This window comes from Streptomyces sp. NPDC059816 (genome assembly GCF_042732055.1).
Taxonomy (GTDB): domain Bacteria; phylum Actinomycetota; class Actinomycetes; order Streptomycetales; family Streptomycetaceae; genus Streptomyces.
On sequence record NZ_JBHWIQ010000023.1, the window covers coordinates 20213 to 37473 of the forward strand.

At 72.7% G+C, this 17261-nt stretch carries 15 protein-coding genes and 1 pseudogene; 12 read left to right on the plus strand and 4 right to left on the minus strand.

Annotation, left to right across the window (positions count from 1 at the left end; translation table 11 throughout):
- Positions 1-91: 91 nt before the first annotated feature.
- Positions 92-1129, plus strand: coding sequence for an NUDIX domain-containing protein (locus ACFV88_RS26625; protein WP_385494423.1), 1038 nt, complete (start codon positions 92-94; stop codon positions 1127-1129).
- 133 nt (positions 1130-1262) lie between these two features.
- Here ACFV88_RS26625 and ACFV88_RS26630 read toward each other — a convergent pair whose 3' ends face one another.
- Complete coding sequence (locus tag ACFV88_RS26630) at positions 1263-2618, minus strand: dipeptidase (protein ID WP_385494424.1); 1356 nt, start codon at positions 2616-2618, stop codon at positions 1263-1265.
- A 198-nt stretch (positions 2619-2816) separates the two neighbouring features.
- Between ACFV88_RS26630 and ACFV88_RS26635 the strand changes: the two genes are divergently transcribed.
- The 7 genes from ACFV88_RS26635 to ACFV88_RS26665 all read left to right on the plus strand — a co-directional run bounded on the left by ACFV88_RS26635 (position 2817) and on the right by ACFV88_RS26665 (position 9855).
- Positions 2817-4019, plus strand: a complete 1203-nt coding sequence (locus ACFV88_RS26635; RefSeq protein ID WP_385494425.1) for a geranylgeranyl reductase family protein — start codon at positions 2817-2819, stop codon at positions 4017-4019.
- A gap of 109 nt (positions 4020-4128) precedes the next feature.
- Positions 4129-5418 carry a histidine kinase gene (locus tag ACFV88_RS26640; protein WP_385494426.1) on the plus strand — a complete coding sequence of 430 codons (1290 nt, stop codon included), beginning with the start codon at positions 4129-4131 and terminating at the stop codon, positions 5416-5418.
- Positions 5415-6080, plus strand: coding sequence for a response regulator (locus tag ACFV88_RS26645; RefSeq protein WP_385494427.1), 666 nt, complete (start codon positions 5415-5417; stop codon positions 6078-6080). The genes ACFV88_RS26640 and ACFV88_RS26645 overlap by 4 nt, the downstream gene beginning before the upstream one ends.
- Before the next feature lie 112 nt (positions 6081-6192).
- The gene (locus ACFV88_RS26650) at positions 6193-7134 is read left to right on the plus strand and encodes a hypothetical protein (RefSeq protein WP_385494428.1); all 942 of its coding nucleotides are present in this window, start codon (positions 6193-6195) and stop codon (positions 7132-7134) included.
- A 278-nt stretch (positions 7135-7412) separates the two neighbouring features.
- The gene (locus ACFV88_RS26655) at positions 7413-7808 is read left to right on the plus strand and encodes a MarR family winged helix-turn-helix transcriptional regulator (protein ID WP_385494429.1); all 396 of its coding nucleotides are present in this window, start codon (positions 7413-7415) and stop codon (positions 7806-7808) included.
- A gap of 217 nt (positions 7809-8025) precedes the next feature.
- Positions 8026-9300 (plus strand): right-handed parallel beta-helix repeat-containing protein, encoded by a 1275-nt coding sequence (locus tag ACFV88_RS26660; protein ID WP_385494430.1) that lies wholly within the window; start codon positions 8026-8028, stop codon positions 9298-9300.
- A gap of 63 nt (positions 9301-9363) precedes the next feature.
- Entirely contained in the window at positions 9364-9855 is a 492-nt protein-coding gene (locus ACFV88_RS26665) for a MarR family winged helix-turn-helix transcriptional regulator (RefSeq protein WP_385494431.1), read from the plus strand.
- 24 nt (positions 9856-9879) lie between these two features.
- Here the strand turns inward: ACFV88_RS26665 and ACFV88_RS26670 are convergent, their stop codons facing one another.
- From ACFV88_RS26670 to ACFV88_RS26680, 3 genes and pseudogenes are all read right to left on the minus strand, one after another.
- Positions 9880-11100, minus strand: coding sequence for an MFS transporter (locus ACFV88_RS26670; RefSeq protein ID WP_385494432.1), 1221 nt, complete (start codon positions 11098-11100; stop codon positions 9880-9882).
- A gap of 248 nt (positions 11101-11348) precedes the next feature.
- Positions 11349-11956 (minus strand): annotated as a pseudogene (locus ACFV88_RS26675) (response regulator).
- 324 nt (positions 11957-12280) lie between these two features.
- On the minus strand, positions 12281-13060 hold the full coding sequence (locus ACFV88_RS26680) for a DeoR/GlpR family DNA-binding transcription regulator (protein WP_385494433.1): 780 nt from the start codon (positions 13058-13060) through the stop codon (positions 12281-12283).
- Between the two features lie 150 nt (positions 13061-13210).
- Here ACFV88_RS26680 and ACFV88_RS26685 point away from each other — a divergent pair, with 150 nt between their 5' ends.
- The 4 genes from ACFV88_RS26685 (at position 13211) to ACFV88_RS26700 (ending at position 17251) form a co-directional block, all read left to right on the plus strand.
- Positions 13211-14095 (plus strand): SIS domain-containing protein, encoded by an 885-nt coding sequence (locus tag ACFV88_RS26685; protein ID WP_385494434.1) that lies wholly within the window; start codon positions 13211-13213, stop codon positions 14093-14095.
- A 141-nt stretch (positions 14096-14236) separates the two neighbouring features.
- Positions 14237-15109, plus strand: coding sequence for a ketose-bisphosphate aldolase (locus tag ACFV88_RS26690; protein WP_385494435.1), 873 nt, complete (start codon positions 14237-14239; stop codon positions 15107-15109).
- A 161-nt stretch (positions 15110-15270) separates the two neighbouring features.
- On the plus strand, positions 15271-15801 hold the full coding sequence (locus ACFV88_RS26695) for a two-component system response regulator (RefSeq protein ID WP_385494436.1): 531 nt from the start codon (positions 15271-15273) through the stop codon (positions 15799-15801).
- Positions 15802-16009: 208 nt separating this feature from the next.
- On the plus strand, positions 16010-17251 hold the full coding sequence (locus ACFV88_RS26700; protein WP_385494437.1) for an ROK family protein: 1242 nt from the start codon (positions 16010-16012) through the stop codon (positions 17249-17251).
- Positions 17252-17261: the final 10 nt, after the last annotated feature.

A 17261-nucleotide genomic window follows, 5' to 3' on the forward strand; every position in this document is an offset into this window, starting at 1 on the left:
GGAACTGCGGGTACGGTCCCTTCGGCGCATCCTGGTTTCCGTGACAGGGTGTTGCGGGCAAGCCTCAGGGGCCGACAGAAGAGGGGGAACCGTGATCGTCTGGATCAACGGTGCGTTCGGTGCGGGCAAGACGACCACCGCACGGGAACTGATCGAGCTGATCCCGAACAGCACGCTCTTCGACCCCGAGGCGATCGGCGGTGCGCTGTCCCAACTGCTGCCGCCCAAACGCCTCGACGAGGTCAGCGACTACCAGGACCTGCCGATCTGGCGCCGTCTGGTGGTGGACACCGCCGCGGCCCTCCTCGCCGAGGTCGGCGGGGTCCTCGTCGTCCCCGTGACCCTGCTGCGCCAGGACTACCGGGACGAGATCTTCGGCGCGCTCGCCTCCCGGCGGATCGCCGTGCGCCACCTCCTGCTGGCACCGGCCGAAACGATCCTGCGAGAGCGGATCGAACAGCGGGAGGTCCCGTCCGGCCCGGTGGACCGCCAGACGTGCGTCCGACGGCGGAGCCACGACCACGTGGAGCCTTACCTGGCCGCCCTGGGATCGTGGCTCACCGCGGACGCCCACCTCATCGACAACGGCAGGCTCAGCCCGCACGAAACGGCCGTCCGGATCGCCGAGGCCGTCCGCAGCGGTGCCGCACCCGCCGTCCACATCGTGCAGACACCCCAACCCACCGCGGAGACGGTGGCCGCCGGAGTGCTCCTCTTCGACGCCCGCGGCCGCGTCCTCCTGGTCGATCCGACGTACAAGGCCGGCTGGGAGTTCCCCGGCGGGGTCGTCGAACCCGGAGAGGCACCCGCCCGCGCGGGGCTGCGCGAGGTGGAAGAGGAGACCGGGCTCCGCCTCGACGGCATGCCCCGGTTGCTCGTGGTCGACTGGGAGCCGCCGGCGCCGCCCCGCTACGGGGGGCTGCGCTTCCTCTTCGACGGCGGTCGTCTCGACCCCACCGCGACGGACCGGCTGCTCCTGCCCGACACCGAGTTGCGCGACTGCCGCTTCGTCACCGAGGACGAGGCCGGGCGGCTGCTGCCCCCCGAGCACCACGCGCGCCTGCGCTGGGCGCTGCGCGCCAGGGAACAGGGCGCGCCCGTCTACCTGGAGGCCGGCGCACCGGTCTAGGAGCCCCGCCGATGCCCGTCACCCCGGCACCCGAGGGGCGGAGCACCGACGCCGGACGGGACGGGGACGCCGTCGGCACCGGACCGGCCGTCACCGAGGGGCGCGGGGGTGACGACCCCCGCGCCCCCCACCGTCAGATGCGCGCGTACCCCGTCAGGAACAGGGCCTCCGCCAGGGCCAGCCGCTCCAGTTCCTGCGGGGACACGCTCTCGTCGGCCGCATGGATGCGGGCCTCCGGCTCGCTCAGCCCGATCAGCAGGATCTCCGCCTGCGGGTACAGGGTGGCGAGCGTGTTGCACAACGGGATCGAACCACCCTGCCCGGCGTACTGCATCCGCTCGCCCGGGTACGCCGTGCTCATCGCCTCGGCCATGGCCCGGTACGCCGGACTCGACGGGTCCGCACGGAACGGCTGGCCCTCGCCGCTCTGCTCCACCCGCACCCGCGCCCCCCACGGCGTACGGGACTCGACGTGCGCGACCAACAGCCGGGTCGCCTCGGCGGCGTCCACGCCCGGCGGCACCCGCAGGCTCACCAGGGCCCGCGCACGCGCCTGCACCGACGGCGTCGCGTCCGCCACCGACGGGCAGTCGATGCCCAGGACCGTCACCGCCGGCCGCGCCCAGATCCGGTCCGCGACCGTACCCGAACCGATGAGGTCCACCCCGTCCAGCACCCGGGCGTCCGCGCGGAACGACTCCGGCGGATACGCCAGGCCCTCCCACGTCCCCCCGCCGGACAGTCCGTCCACCGTGGTCGAACCGTCCGGTGCGCGCAACGAGTCGAGGACGCGGATCAGCGCAGCGAGCGCGTCCGGGGCCGCTCCACCGAACTGCCCCGAATGCAGATTGCCCTCCAGGGTCTCCATCTCGATCCGGACCATCGTCATCCCGCGCAGGGTCGTGGTCACCGTCGGCAGCCCCACCCGGAAGTTGCCGGCGTCACCGATGACGATGCTGTCCGCGCGCAGCAACTCCGGATGCTGCTCGGCGTACCGTTCGAGCCCTCCGGTGCCCTGCTCCTCGGAACCCTCCACGATGATCTTCACCCCCACCGGCACGCCACCCCGCGCCTTCAGCGCCCGCAGCGCCACCAGGTGCATCACCAGCCCGCCCTTGCAGTCGGCGGAGCCACGCCCGTACCAGCGGCCGTCCCGCTCGGTCAGCTCGAACGGCGGAGTCGACCACGCCGACTCGTCGAGCGGCGGCTGCACGTCGTAGTGCGCGTACAGCAGCACCGTCGGTGCGCCCTCGGGACCGGGCAGGTGGCCGTACACCGACTGGGTGCCGTCCGGCGTGTCGAGGAGGGCCACGTCCTGGAAGCCCTCGGCGTGCAGGGCGTCCACGATCCAGCGCGCCGCCGCCTCGCTCTCGCCCTTCGGGAACTGGGTGAAGTCCGCCACCGACCTGAAGGCCACCAGTTCGGCGAGGTCGGTGCGGGCCCTCGGCATCAGCGAAGCGACGGTTGCGGCGAGCGGATTCGGCGACATGGGCACGCTCCTGGAGGGTGCGACGTTGGTACTCGTGTACGGGGCGGGACGCTGGGTCCGCGGGGAGGTGCCCGTGCGCTACCGGTGGAGGTCACGTACCGGGCGCCGATGATCCTCCCACAGCGGCAAGCGGCGGCGCCCGCCGTAGGATGCCTGATGGAAGCGCGGCAAGCTGTGGGATCGGAGCGGTAGACCAACGTGAGCAGCGAGAACACTTCGGACGAGGCCCGTCACGTCTGGGACGTCGTCGTGGTCGGGGCGGGACCCGCAGGGGCCTGTGCCGCCTATGCGGCGGCAGTGGCGGGGCGCAGCGTCCTCGTGCTGGAGAAGGCCGAACTGCCCCGTTACAAGACGTGCGGCGGCGGCATCATCGGCCCCTCGCGCGACGCGCTGCCGCCCGGCTTCGAACTGCCCCTACAGGACCGGGTACAGGCGGTGACCTTCACCCTCGACGGCAAGTTCAGCCGGACCCGCCGGTCGAAGCACACCCTGTTCGGCCTGATCAACCGTCCCGAGTTCGACCAGCAACTGGTGGAGCACGCGCAGAAGGCGGGCGCCGAACTCCGTACCGGGGCCACGGTCACCCGGGTCGAGCAGCACGGCTCGGCCGTTCCCGACCGGCGTACGGTCGCCGTGGTCCTCCAGAGCGGCGAGACCCTGCTCGCGCGGGCCGTCGTCGGCGCGGACGGCAGCGCCAGCCGGATAGGGGCGCACGTCGGGGTCAAGGTCGACCAGGTCGACCTGGGGCTCGAAGCCGAGATCCCGGTGCCGCCGACGGTCGCCGAGGACTGGAAGGGGCGGGTCCTCATCGACTGGGGCCCCATGCCCGGCAGTTACGGGTGGGTGTTCCCCAAGGGCGATACCCTGACCGTGGGGGTCATCTCCGCCCGCGGCGAGGGCGCCGCCACCAAGCGGTACCTGGAGGACTTCATCGCCCGCCTCGGGCTCGCCGGTTTCGAACCGAGCATCTCCTCGGGTCACCTCACCCGTTGCCGCAGCGACGACTCGCCGCTGTCCCGGGGGCGCGTGCTGGTCTGCGGTGACGCGGCCGGGCTGCTGGAGCCGTGGACCCGCGAGGGCATCTCCTTCGCCCTGCGCTCGGGCCGACTGGCCGGTGAGTGGGCGGTGCGCATCGCCGAGTCGCACGACGCCGTCGACGCCCGGCGGCAGGCCCTCAACTACGCGTTCGCGGTCAAGGCGGGCCTGGGCGTCGAGATGAGCGTCGGCAAGCGCATGATGTCCCTGTTCGAACGGCGGCCGGGGATGCTGCACGCCGCGCTGACCGGATTCCGACCGGCCTGGAAGGCGTTCACCCGGATCACCCGGGGCACCAGCACCCTCGGGGAGATCGTGCGGACCCATCCGATGGCGGGACGCGTACTGTCGTCGATCAACCGCTGACCGCAGCCGCCCGCCCGCGGCACGGGTACCCGGGTACTCCCCAGGGAGTACCCGGGCCCACCTCGTTCGGTCGACGCCCCGAGCACCCCGGACGTCTAGCGTGAGCGCCATGGGAGAGCGGCGCGTGCACGACGACGACGACGGCCCGGACCGGGAGGGCCCGCCGTGGCGGTGGTGGACCGGGCCGGGGCGGGGCGACGGGACGGACGAGGGTCCGACGGGAACCGGGGCCGGCGCGCGGTGGCCCTGGCGCTCCACCCTCCTCGTCACCGCGGTCGCCCTCATCGGCACCAACTTCGCGGCCCAGGCCCAGCCCGACCGCGAGCCCCTCGGAGTCGCCGGTCGACTGTTGCTGGTCGGGTGCGGACTGCTCCTCGCGGCCCGGTGGCGCCACCCCGTCGCGGTCGTCTTCGGCACCGCGCTGGGGGCGCTCGTCTACCTCGCCGCCGGATTCCCCTACGGGCCGGTGTTCCTGACCTTGGCCGTGGCCTGCTTCAGTGCGGTGGTGGCCGGCCACCGGCGCGCCGCGTGGACGGCCGTCGGACTCTGGTGGGCGGGGCACCTGCTGGTGTCGCACGCAGCGACCCGCTGGCTGCCGCCGACCGGTGACGCAGCCGCCCCCTGGGGCAGCGAGGTGATCATCGGCGCTTGGCTGGTGGCCATCCTCGCGGTGTCGGAGCTGGGCCGGGTCCGCCGGGAACAGTGGCACCGCGAGCGGGCCGAGCGCAGGGCGGCGGCGCACCGCCGCGCCGACGAGGAGCGCCTGCGGATCGCCCGTGAACTGCACGACGTCCTCGCCCACAGCATCTCCGTGATCAACGTGCAGGCGGGCGTGGGCCTGGCCCTGCTGGACTCCGATCCGGAGCAGGCCAGGACCGCGCTGACCACCATCAAGGGGGCGAGCAAGGAGGCCCTCGGCGAGGTCCGGCAGGTCCTCGACGCGCTCCGCACACCGGGCACCGCCCCCCTCGCGCCCGCTCCCGGCATCGACCGGCTCCCCGAACTGGCCGAGCAGGCGGCCCGTGCCGGACTCGCCGTCGAGGTCACCACCGAGGGCACTCCCCGCCCGCTGCCGCCCGGGACGGACCTGGCCGCGTTCCGGATCGTCCAGGAAGCACTCACCAACGTGGTGCGGCACTCGGGTTCGCGACGGGCCCGCGTGCTGGTGCGCTACGGGGACGACCGCCACCTGCTGCTGCGCGTCGACGACGACGGCCCGGCGACCGCGGCGGAGGCGGGCGGCAGCGGCAACGGACTCGCCGGGATGCGGGAGCGGGCCGCAGCGCTCGGTGGCACCATCGAAGCGGGGGCCCGGCCGGACGGCGGGTTCCGGGTGGGTGCCGACCTGCCCTTCGTGACGCGGCAGCCGCCCGTCGAGCCGCCCCGGGAGGGCCCGTGATCCGCGTACTGCTCGCCGATGACCAGGCCCTGGTCCGGGCGGGGTTCCGGGCGTTGTTGGACGCTCAGCCGGACGTCGAGGTCGCCGGTGAGGCCGCCGACGGCGAGGAGGCCGTGCGGATGGTCCGGGAGCTACGGCCGGACGTGGTCCTCATGGACATCCGCATGCCGCGGCTCGACGGCCTGGCGGCGGCCCGCCGCATCGCCCGGGACCCGGACGCCGACGCGGTCCGCGTGGTCATGCTCACCACCTTCGAGCTGGACGAGTACGTCTTCGAGGCCATCCGGGCGGGTGCCTCGGGGTTCCTGGTCAAGGACACCGAACCGGAGGAACTGCTGCGCGCCGTGCGGGCGGTGGTGGCCGGGGACGCACTGCTGTCGCCCGGGGTGACCCGTCGGCTCATCGCGGAGTTCGCGGCCCGTTCCAAGGTGCCCGAGGCGGCGGCGTCGTTGGACCCGCTCACCGACCGGGAACGCGAGGTGATGGCCCTCGTCGGGATGGGCCTGTCGAACGAGGAGATCGCCCGGCGACTCGTCGTCAGTCCGCTCACCGCCAAGACCCACGTGAGCCGGGCGATGGTGAAGCTGGCGGTCCGGGACCGTGCCCAACTCGTCGTCCTCGCCTACGAGTCCGGACTCGTCCGGCCGGGCTGGCTCGGTTGAGGACCCCTTGCCAAGTCATCCCAGGTGATGACACGGATGCGACCGGCGGTTGACGCCCGCGGGTGGGGTGCTGAACGAGGCTGGAACTCCTTTGCCGTAGACGGGAGTTCTGGTGAGCCGGTGGGATCGGGTCGGGCAACGCGCTGCGTACGGGGCTGCGCTGGCGTTGGCGCCCTACTTGCTGATCAAGGTGTCGTGGGTGGTCGGTTCGCTCCTGGGGCTGCTGCCGGTCGGGGCCGGGTTCGGCAAGGCGGAGTGGGTGGTGCTCAACAGCGCGACGATCGCCATGGCCGGGGTCGGGATCGCCGTGGCACTCGCGCTGGTGAGGCCCTGGGGGATGCGGATTCCGGGGGCGCCGTTCGTCTTCTGTGCCTGGGTCGGGACGGGGTTCCTCGTTCCGGTGCTGCCGTACGCCGTTCTCGGTTCGCTCCTGGGCTCGGCGGACGACCGTCGGGAAACGGGGACCGACCCGGGCCCGTCGATGCCGGGCTGGGAGGCCGCGCTGGTGCAGATCGGATTCGTCGGCATGGGGCTGGGGTTGGCCCTCGCGCTCCCCGCGTACCTGCGGCGGCGTTGGCCGGACGCGTTCGTCGGTCGGCTCGGGCAGGGCGGAAGGGATGCGTTCGGGGTGCCGCCGTGGGTGGTGGTGGTCGGCGCCACGGTCGGTCTCGTCTGGCTGTACTGGGCGGTCGGCGGCACCGTGGGTGTCGCCCGCCCCGGGGAACGGGACCTCGCCTGGAACACGCTGTCCGGCCTCCTCGGGCTCTGGGCCCTGGTCGCTTCCGTCGCCACCTGGGCCGTCCTGCGGGGCCGGCCCGCGGGGATCCCCCGGTGGGGCCCGATGGCGCTCGGCTGGCTCGGCTCGGGCTCGTTGTTCGCCTGGAGCGGCTGGAAGCTTCCGTTCACCCTGTACCTGGCGGTTGCGCAGCCGGCCGATGCGGCCCTCCCGGAGAACCTCGCGCTCGCGGCGGTCCTCCACCTCGCGGCGGTGGGTGCGGGTGCGGCGATGCTGAGGGCGCTCGTTCGTGCACGGCCGGCGCCCCGGAGCGCATAGCCGAGTCCTCGGGGCCGTCTCCGAAGCCGGGCGGCTCCGGCGCGCCCCGGAAGCCGTCTCGGGGGCCGTCGACGCGCACTCCGGTGATGAGGAAGTTCTCACTGGTGCAAAAGGGGTTGAGGGGACCGTCCTGCACCGTTGACCCCGTCTCAACGGGGCGTATGGACGTCGGGGCACACCGGATGAGAAGGACCCCAGCCGTCACGAACCGGCCAGCTGTTGTGTACGCGTCGAAACCTCACACCTCCTTCACCCACCCCCTGCTACGGTTGCCCGCCATGACCGTGAAGTCCTCCGAACACCCCCTCGTGGACCGCTGGCGGGAGATCCTGACGCTGCACGCGCGCACCATGTGCGAGTTGGACCGGGAACTCCACCGGTACGGCCTGGGCGTCAGCGACTTCGAGGTGCTCGACGTCCTCGCCGAGTACGAGGAGCAGGGCAGAGTCGGGGAGCACCGCGTCCAGGAGATCGCCGCGCGCGTCCATCTGAGCCAGAGCGCGCTGTCCCGGCTGATCGGCCGGCTGGAGCGGGACGGGCTCGTGGAGCGCGGCATGTGCGCGCGGGACCGGCGGGGTGTCCAGGTGCGCTTGACGCCCAAGGGGCGGGAAGCGCACGCGGGTGCACTGCCGGCCCAACGCGCGGTGCTCGGACGGACGTTGCGCGGGGCCTGAGGAAGTGTTCGGTGAGCGGGCACCGCAGCCGCACACCGAACGGCGATCCGGTCATCCTTCGCCCGCCGCAGGCCATTCTTTGCCGCCTCATTTCCCTACGGATGCTTTCGCTTGACCCTGTGCGAAAGGCGGGCCGTCCGTCTCGTCGTGCCCCGCAAGGGGTCCGTGCCCGATCGGCGAGGCCGGTCCGCAACGCCACGGCAGAAGGAGTCCCGGCATGATCCGTGTTTCCCGGAAGCTGTCTTCAGGGTGGTTCGCGGCGGTGGGGGCCGCCGCGCTCATCACCGTGTTGACGCCCGCGCACGCTGCCCACGCCTCGCCACTGTCCTGCGGTCAGACCGTCACGACCAGCGTCGTCCTCACCGCCGACCTGCTCAACTGCCCCGGTGACGGCCTGGTCGTCGGCGCCGTCGGCATCACCGTCGACCTCAACGGGCGCACGGTCGACGGCGTCGGTCTGGGCGTCGGCATCCGCAACGACGGCTTCGCCAACGTCACCCTCACCAACGGCAGCAGCACTCCCGCCCGCGTGCAGGAGTTCGACCACGGAGTGCGGCTCAATCCCGGAACGTCGGGCAACATCGTCGAGAAGATCACCGTCCAGAACAACGAGTTCTCCGGCATCGAACTCAACAGTGCCGTCAACAACAACCGGGTGCGCAACAACCTCGTCGAACGACAGGCCAAGCGAGGCATCCTGATATCCGGCGGGTCACGGGACAACGTGATAGCCGGCAACACGCTCAACGCCAACCAGGGCGAGGGCGTGTTCGTCCAGAACTCCCCCGGCAACCGCCTCGAAGGCAACCAGGTCACCGGCAGTGGCGGCGCCGGCCTGGTCCTGGAGGGCTCCAGCGGGAACAGCCTGCTGACCAACACCGTCGGCGGCAGCAGCGACGGCGCGATCGTCCTGCGGCTCGGCTCGAACGACAACCTCGTCCAGGGCAACTCGTCCACCCGGAGTGCGGACGCCGGGCTGACCGTCGCCAACTCCACCGGCAACCGCATCGTCTCCAACACGGTCCGGGGCAGCGGCGACAGCGGAATCGTCCTCCAGTCCTCGCACGGCAACACGGTCACCGGCAACGACGTCAGCGCGAACACCGGCGGCATCGAGCTGAGCTTCGCCAACAACAACCTCATCCAGTCCAACACCGCGAACGACACCACCGGGGACGGGATCACCCTGACGCAGTCGCTCAACAACGGTCTGGAGCTCAACCAGGCCAACCGGAACAACTCACGGGGCATCTACGTGGTCGGCGACGCGACCCCCGGCAACGGCAACCGGTTGGTCCGCAACACCACCAGCACCAACAAGGGCGATGGCATCGCCGTCTCGAAGGCCGGCCACACCATCCAGGGCAACACCGCTCGGAACAACAACAGTTGGGGTGTTTCCGCCGACCCGGGCAATGTGGACGGCGGAGGAAACCTGGCCAGCGGCAACGGTCAGGCCGCCCAGTGCAAGAGCGTGGTCTGCACCCCCTGAGCCCCGCCGATGCGCACCGCGCCCGCCCGCGGGCCCCGTTCGCCCGCGGGTAACGTCGTGACCATGGACTCCTCGAACGGCGCAAGCACCGACCAGGCACCAGCCGATCCGGCCGCCACCGACGACGAGCTGGCCAGCCAGCCCATCGGCTACTGGAGCGGCCGGGCCCACGCGGTCGTCACCCGGCAGCTGCGTGACGCGATGGCCGGGATCGACGTCACGCAGCCGCAGTACTGGGTGCTCAACACCGTCAAGTACAGCCCCGAACCGCCGAGCCCGGACGAGACGTCCGCCCGACTGTCGCCCCTCGCCGACGGTCCGCACGAGATCCCCCGCGTCGTCGCCCAACTGCTCCACCGGGGGTGGCTGCGGACCGACGGCGGAGCCCGTCTCCACCTCACCGACGCGGGGGAAGCCGCCAGGGTGCGGCTGCGTGCGTTGGTGAGCGAACTCCGGGCCGTGGTCCACGACGGCATCAGCGACGAGGAGTACGTGGTCACGCTCAAGGTGCTGCGCAGGATGATCGCCAACGCAGACGCCGCCGGGACCCCGTAGCCCCGTGGTGGGGGCCGCCGTGCCTCAGCCCCGGTCGCTCGACCGCATTCCGTAGGCGATCAGCGCGGCCGCGGCCGACAGGACCGCGACGCTGGTCAGTGCCGAGGGCAGGGTGAACCAGTCCGCCATGAAGCCGATGGCGGGCGGGCCCAACAGGAGCCCGCCGTACCCGAGGGTCGAGGCCACCGCGATGCCGTTCGGGCCGGCGAGGGCTCCGGCGCGCTCGATGGCCACCGGGAAGAGGTTCGCGAGACCCAGGCCGGTGACGGCGAAGCCGAGGAGCGTGCCCCACACGGTCGGCGCGAGCGCACCGGCGAGCATCCCCACGGACGCGGTCAGCCCGCCCGCCACCAGCGTGCGGGTGCGCCCCAGCCGTTCGAGGAGTGCAGTACCCGAAAACCGACCGATCGTCATGGTCAGGGCGAAACACGAGTAACCGGCCGCCGCGACACCGGGATGGGCGCCCAGGTCGTCCTCCAGGTGCAGGGCGCCCCAGTCGGCGAGGGCACCCTCGCCGTACGCCGTGCACAGGGCGATCAGGCCGAGCACTAGCACCAGGCGTCGGGTCCGACGGTCCATGCGGCGGTGCACCGTGCGCGGGGCGGTGCCGTTGCCGGGGGCCGGGTCGGGCGTCGGATCGGGGATGCCGTGGCGGAGCAGGGGGCGCGCCGCGACGACGGTCACCGAAAGGCCGATCGTCGCCAGCAGGATCAGGTGGGGGGTGGGGGACAGGGAGCCCGCGAGCAGCGCGCCGAGCCCCGCGCCGACCATGCCGCCCAGGCTGTACGCGGCGTGGAAGGCGGGCATGAGCGGGCGCCGGACCGCGAGCACCACGTTCACCGCCGCACTGTTCAGGGCCACGCTCAGGGAGCCGTAGGCCGCACCGAACAGGAGGAGCACGATGCCCAGCGTGGTCGCGGACCGGGCCAGTGGCGGCAGGAGCACGCTCAGGGACATCAGCGCCGCGCACGCGATGGTGACCCGGAGGCTGCCGAAGCGGCGGCAGAGCCGGCCGGTGAGCGTCATCGTGACGACGGCGCCGGCGGAGAGGCACAGCAGGGCGAGACCGAGCGAGGTGGCGGAGGCGCCGGTCTGTTCCTTGATGGCGGGGATCCGGACGACCCATCCGGCGAAGACGAAGCCGTCCAGGGCGAAGAAGGCGGTGAGGGCGGTGCGGGGGTTGGACCGCAGGGGGGTCGACCCGCCGGCCCGGGAGGAGGCGGCGAGTTTGTTTAGTATCGGCACAAAGTCAGGGTAGGGGCCGGGTCGGGCCCGAACAAGGGGCGTGCGTTTGATTGTGCGAGTGCCTGGGGGTTCCCCTGGGGGGTCGTGTGGACTTGTGGGTGTGCGGCGCGGGCAGGAGCCTGCCGTTCGGTCCTGCGCGTGGCCTTCGGCAGGGCCTGCGGTGGTGGGCGCCCGCGGGCGCGGTCCGTACGGCCGGCCGGGCCACGGCCGCGAAGACCATCCCGTCGCTGCGGGGAGCCGACCCCGGGTCAGCGGGGGACTGACGGGACCAGACCGGCCTCGTACGCGGAGATCGCCGCCTCACCCGGTTGCGTGCGCCCAGCTTCGCCAGGATCGCGCTGACGTGCGCTTTCACCGTGCCTTCGACGAGGTGCAGCCGGCTCGCGATCTCCGCGTTGGACAGCCCCGTGCCGACTCCGGCCAGCACCTCGCGCTCCCGTTCCGTGAGCCGCTCCAAGTGTGCCGCCCGGTGGGCGCGCAGCCCGGCGATGACCCGGCCGGCGACCCGCGGGGACAGGTAGGCTCCGCCGGCTCCCACCGCACGCACGCCGTTGAGGAGTTCCCTCGGGTCGTCCGCCTTCAGCAGGAAGCCGTCGGCACCCTCCTCCAGGGCGCGGATGACGTACTCGTCCTGACCGAAGGTCGTCAGCATGATCACACCGACCGCAGCCGACTCCCGATGGAGCCGCGCCGCTGTCCTCAGCCCGTCCAGGCCGGGCATCTGGATGTCCAGCAGGATCACGTCCGGCCGGTGTCTGTGGGTGAGCGCGATGGCCTCGTGCCCGTCGCTCGCCTCGGCGACCACCTCGACCTGGGGGTCCCTGGCGAGGCTGGCCCGCACTCCCGCTCTGACCATCGCCTCGTCGTCGGCCACCAGGACCCGGACCGGTCGGCTTGCCGGTGTCGTCTCCTGCCTGGCCTGGCAACTGACGACGAGCGTGCTGCCGCCTTCCCGGTTCGACGAGTTGACCACCGGCCGGACCCGCGCCGAACTCGCCCCTCTGCTGCCGGCCCGCGCCTACCCCTACCCGTCCGACCAGGCCCGTTCCGCATCCCGGCCGCCGGGCGCCCGTTGCGACGCTGCTGACGAAGGACACCGTGCCCGGGGCCGCCCCTGACCCGGACCGTCCCGTTGTCGCTTCGGTGCGCACCCCGGTCGACCCCTCGGTGGGTGGGGGCCTCAGACCGCCAGGACGGTGATGCCCGCTTCCTCGAAGCGGCTGAGCACGGCGGGGTCGGCGGCCCGGTCGGTGACCAGGGTGTCCACCCCGACCGCGGGTCGGATGTGGGCGAACGCCCGGGCCCCGAGCTTGCTGGAGTCGGCGGCGACCACCACCCGCTCGGCCCGTTCGCACAGCAGCCGGTTCGTGGCCGCCTCGCCCTCGTCGTGCGCGCAGGCTCCGTGCCGTACGTCGAAGGCGACCACGCCGAGGACGGCGACGTCGACGGTGATCTGCCGTAGCACTGCGTCCGCCAGCGGGCCGATCAACTCGTAGGACTGCGGACGCGCCACGCCGCCCGTCAGCACGATCTTGAACTGGGGGCGCACCGCCAACTCGTTGGCGATGTTCAGGGCGTTGGTGACGATCGTCAGTGCCGGGGCGCCGGACGCCAGCTCGGGACGTACCGCCAGCGCGCGCGCCACCTCGGTGGTCGTGGTTCCGCCCGTCAGGCCGACCGCCTCCCCGGGGGTGACCAGTGCGGCGACCGCCTCCGCGATCCGTTGCTTCTCGGGCGCCCGACGTGCGGACTTGTAGCGCAGCGGGAGTTCGTACGACACCCCGTGCGCCACCGCCCCTCCCCGGGTCCTGACGAGCAGTTGCTGCTCGGCGAGCCCGTCGAAGTCACGCCGGATGGTCGCGGCCGAAACCTCCAGGGCCGTGGCGGCCTCTTCCACGTCGAGGCGCCCCCGCTCCACCAGCAGTTCCAGCAGTGCCTTCCATCGGGCGTCGCGGGACATCGACATGCTCCGTTCAGGTCCGTTCAGTGGGCGGGTCGCCGGATCGTTGAGGTGACCCTAGCGTAACTTCCTGCAAGGGAAATGCTTGAAGATGCTTGAAAGTGCGCTGTATCTTGCAGAAATAAGCATTCATGGGAGAGGGGACCCGGCATGAGCCATGTCGAGAACGAACTGAACAGCCAGCCCGAGTGCTGGACCCGCGCCGCCGCGCTCGCCACCGAGCACACCGCGGCACTGCCCGCGCCCGGAGAGCGCGTCGCCCTCGTCGGCTGCGGCACCTCGCTCTTCATGGCGCAGGCGGCCGCCGCCCTGCGGGAAGGAGCCGGCCAGGGCGAGACCGATGCGTTCGCCGCCTCCGAGTTCCCGCACCACCGCCCCTACGACCGCGTCGTGGCGCTCACCCGCTCCGGCACCACCAGCGAGGTCCTGGAACTGCTCGGGGCGCTGCCCCCGGGCACCCGCACCACCGCCGTCACCGCCGATCCCGAAACGCCGGTGATGCAGGCCGCCGACGCCGTCGCGGTCCTCGACTTCGCCGATGAGCGGTCCGTCGTGCAGACCCGCTTCGCGACCACCGCACTGACCCTGCTCCGCGCGCACCTCGGGCTGCACTCCGAAGCCGTCGTCGCCGACGCCCGCACCGCACTGGCCGAGCCGCTGCCGGAAGGGCTCGTCGACCGGAAGCAGTTCACGTTCCTGGGCCGCGGCTGGACGGTCGGCCTGGCCAACGAAGCCGGGCTGAAGATGCGGGAGGCCGCCCTCGCCTGGACGGAGGCGTACCCGGCGATGGAGTACCGGCACGGCCCCATCAGCATCGCCACCGAGGGAACCGCCACCTGGATGTTCGGCGAGGCGCCCGAAGGGCTCGCCGAGCAGGTGCGGGCCACCGGCGCCCAGTGGATTCCCGGTGGCCTCGACCCGCTCGCCGAACTCGTGCGCGCCCAGCGGCTCGCCGTGGCCGTGGCCGCCGCCCGCGGCCTCGACCCCGACAGCCCCCGCCACCTCACCCGCTCGGTGATCCTCACCGCCTCCTGACACGTCACACCACGCCCAAAGCCCCCGGGCGTCGTGGGCTCCCGGACGGGCCGTTACACCCGCCCGGGAGCCCACCGCCCCGGCGCCACCGGGGCACCGCACGGAACCAACAGCACGGACGAAGAGGAAGGAGGGGCCCCGATGCCCCTCGCAGCAACAGGTGACCTCGTCGCACAGGCCGCCGCCGCCCGCGGAGCCGTCGCCGCCTTCAACATCATCACGCTGGAGCACGTCGAGGCGGTCATCGCCGGCGCCGAGGCCGTGGACGCCCCCGTCGTCCTCCAGATCAGCGAGAACGCCGTCAAGTTCCGCTACGGGCGGCTGCTCCCGCTCGCCCGGGCCGCCGTCGCCGCCGCGGAACGGGCCGCCGTCCCCGTCGCCCTGCACCTGGACCACGTCCAGAGCGACGACCTGCTGCGGCAGGCCCACGACGCCGGGTTCAGCTCGGTGATGTACGACGCGGCCCGACTCCCGTACGCCGAGAACCTGGCCGCCACGCGGGCCGCCGCCGAGTGGGGCCATCGGCGCGGACTGTGGGTCGAGGCCGAACTCGGCGAGGTCGGCGGCAAGGACGGCGAGCCCCCGCTCGACGCGCACGCCCCGGGCGCGCGCACCGAACCCGCCGAGGCCCGACGGTTCGTCGCCGAGTCCGGAGTCGACGCTCTCGCCGTCGCCGTCGGCAGTTCGCACGCCATGACCAGCCGCACCGCCGTCCTCGACCACGCCCTGCTCGCCGACCTGGCCATCGCGCTCGACGTGCCGTTGGTCCTGCACGGCTCGTCCGGCGTGCCCGACGGAGAGCTGCGCCGGGCCGTCACCGGGGGGATCGCCAAGGTCAATGTGGGCACGGCACTGAATGCGGCGATGACACTGGCCATCCGTGACTTCCTCGCCGCGCACCCCGAGGCCGTGGACTCGCGCAAGTACCTGAGCGTGGGCCGGGAGGCGATGGCGACCACCGTCCGCGAACTCATCACGGTCCTGCGCTCCGCCCCGACCCCGGTGAACGTCTGACGCCACCCCGGGGCGGGCGACCGTCCCGGGCGGAACGCGCCACCCCCGACGGATGCGTCGACGGCTCCGTTCCGGACGGGATACTGACCGATGTCCCACGCTCAGTATCCCCGCTGTCGCTCTGGGCATATGCTGAATGGCCCTAGCGAGGGGAATGCGGCATGACGTCGGACGCCAAGATCCTCATCGTCGCCGACCATGAGGACACGCTCTACGCGCTGGAGAGCGCGTTGTCCCCGCTCAGCCACGAGGTCGTCTGCGCCACCAGCGGTGACGCGGCACTGAAGGAAGTCCTGAGAGGCAACACCGGCCTGCTGCTGATCGACGTCAGGATCCCCGACGCCGGCAGCCTGGAGGTCGTCCGCTACATGCGACGGGTCGAACAGACCCAGTACATACCCATCGTCCTGGTCACCGGCTTCGGGCCGGATGCCGCACTGTCGTCGGCCGCGCTCCGGCTCGGCGTCGCGGACCTGGTCCCCAAACCCGTCGACCCCTGGGCCCTGCGCACCAAGGTGGACTTCCTCTTCCGAACCCATCAACGACTACGTGCACTGGAAGCCGAGCTGCGCGAGCTGCGGGCCCGACCCCCGTCGCGGACCCTGTCCGTCCGGGGCCGGGCCCGCAGCTCGCGGACGGGCGTCCCGCGGGAACTGCCGCTCCAGCCGGACTCGGCACCCCAGGGCGGCTGACCCGGTCGAGCCGTCCGCACTGCCCGCCCGCACTGCCCGTCCCTCCGTCCGGACACACCGCCCGGACGGAGGGGCCAGCGGTCCGACGGAGTCCTCCGGGCGGCGAACCGGGGAGATCGCGCCATGAACGGCCGGGTCCCGGCCGAGACGCGCACCCGGGGGTCGCATGCGGAACGCGCGGCGCGCCGATCATGACAGACTCGCTCCCATGAGCGGCAAGACGGCACCGAGGACGGTGGGGGACGGGTCCACGCGCACCCGACTCGAACGGGGGCGCGGCGCCCTCGGACCAGCACTGGAGCTCGTGCACACGGGACGGGCCCCCACCCGGGCCGTCCTCACCGCGGAACTCGGCGTCACCCGTGCCACGGCCGGCGCGGTCGCCGCCGAACTCGAATCCCTCGGGCTGATCCGCGTCGACTCACACCCCAGCGCGGCCACCGGTTCCCAAGGTCGTCCCTCCCACCGCCTCCACCTCGCCGACGACGGGCCCGTGGTGCTCGCGGCGCAGATCCACTCCGACGGGTTCCGCGCCGCGTTGGTCGCGCTCGGCGGACGCATCGTCGCGACCGCCCCCGGCTGCGGGACGGTCGGCGCGGACCCGGCGGGCATCCTCGGCGCGGTCGTCGCCGCCGGCGCCGACCTGCTCGCCGCCACCGGGCGGCGCTGCGTGGGCGCCGGCCTCGCCGTACCGTCCGCGGTCGCCGAGCCCGAGGGGACCGCGCTCAACCCCGTGCACCTCGCCTGGCCGCCCGGCTCCCCGGTACGGGACGTCTTCGCCGAGCAGGTGCGGGCCGCCGGGATCGAGGGACCCGCGCTCACCGGCAACGACGTCAATCTCACCGCGCTCGCGGAGTACCGCCACGGCGCCGGCCGGGGCGCCCGTGACCTGCTGTGCGTGGCCACCGGGCACACCGGTGTCGGCGGGGCGCTGGTGCTCGACGGCAAGTTGCACACCGGCAGTTCGGGACTCGCGCTGGAGGTCGGTCACCTCCGGGTGGACCCCGAGGGGCGGCCCTGCCACTGCGGCGGTCGGGGCTGTCTGGACGTCGAGACCGACCCGCTCGCGTTCCTCATCGCCGCGGGCCGCACCCCCGGCCCCGAGGTCTCGCACCTCCAGCAGGCCAAGGACCTCATCCGGGACGCGTACGCCGACCCCGTGATCCGGCGGGCCACCGAGCGACTGATCGACCGTCTCGGCCTCGGCCTCGCCGGGCTCGTCAACATCCTCAATCCGGACCGGATCATCCTCGGCGGCCTGCACACGTCGTTGCTCGAAGCCGACCCGGAACGTCTGCGCGCGGTCGTCGCCGACCGCAGCCTGTGGGGTCGCAGCGGAGGCGTGCCCATCCTGCCGTGCGTACTGGACCACAACAGCCTCGTCGGCGCCGCGGAACTCGCCTGGCAGCCGGTGCTGGACGATCCGCTGGCCGCACTGGGCCAGGACTGACCGATCAGTG

Excerpts from the sequence above, each read along its gene's own strand:
- ACFV88_RS26630 (WP_385494424.1), bottom strand. The coding sequence starts at position 2,618 with ATGTCGCCGAATCCGCTCGCCGCAACCGTCGCTTCGCTGATGCCGAGG.
- ACFV88_RS26640 (WP_385494426.1), top strand. The coding sequence starts at position 4,129 with ATGGGAGAGCGGCGCGTGCACGACGACGACGACGGCCCGGACCGGGAG.
- ACFV88_RS26655 (WP_385494429.1), top strand. The coding sequence starts at position 7,413 with ATGACCGTGAAGTCCTCCGAACACCCCCTCGTGGACCGCTGGCGGGAG.
- ACFV88_RS26660 (WP_385494430.1), top strand. The coding sequence starts at position 8,026 with ATGATCCGTGTTTCCCGGAAGCTGTCTTCAGGGTGGTTCGCGGCGGTG.
- ACFV88_RS26665 (WP_385494431.1), top strand. The coding sequence starts at position 9,364 with ATGGACTCCTCGAACGGCGCAAGCACCGACCAGGCACCAGCCGATCCG.
- ACFV88_RS26680 (WP_385494433.1), bottom strand. The coding sequence starts at position 13,060 with ATGTCCCGCGACGCCCGATGGAAGGCACTGCTGGAACTGCTGGTGGAG.
- ACFV88_RS26685 (WP_385494434.1), top strand. The coding sequence starts at position 13,211 with ATGAGCCATGTCGAGAACGAACTGAACAGCCAGCCCGAGTGCTGGACC.
- ACFV88_RS26690 (WP_385494435.1), top strand. The coding sequence starts at position 14,237 with ATGCCCCTCGCAGCAACAGGTGACCTCGTCGCACAGGCCGCCGCCGCC.
- ACFV88_RS26695 (WP_385494436.1), top strand. The coding sequence starts at position 15,271 with ATGACGTCGGACGCCAAGATCCTCATCGTCGCCGACCATGAGGACACG.
- ACFV88_RS26700 (WP_385494437.1), top strand. The coding sequence starts at position 16,010 with ATGAGCGGCAAGACGGCACCGAGGACGGTGGGGGACGGGTCCACGCGC.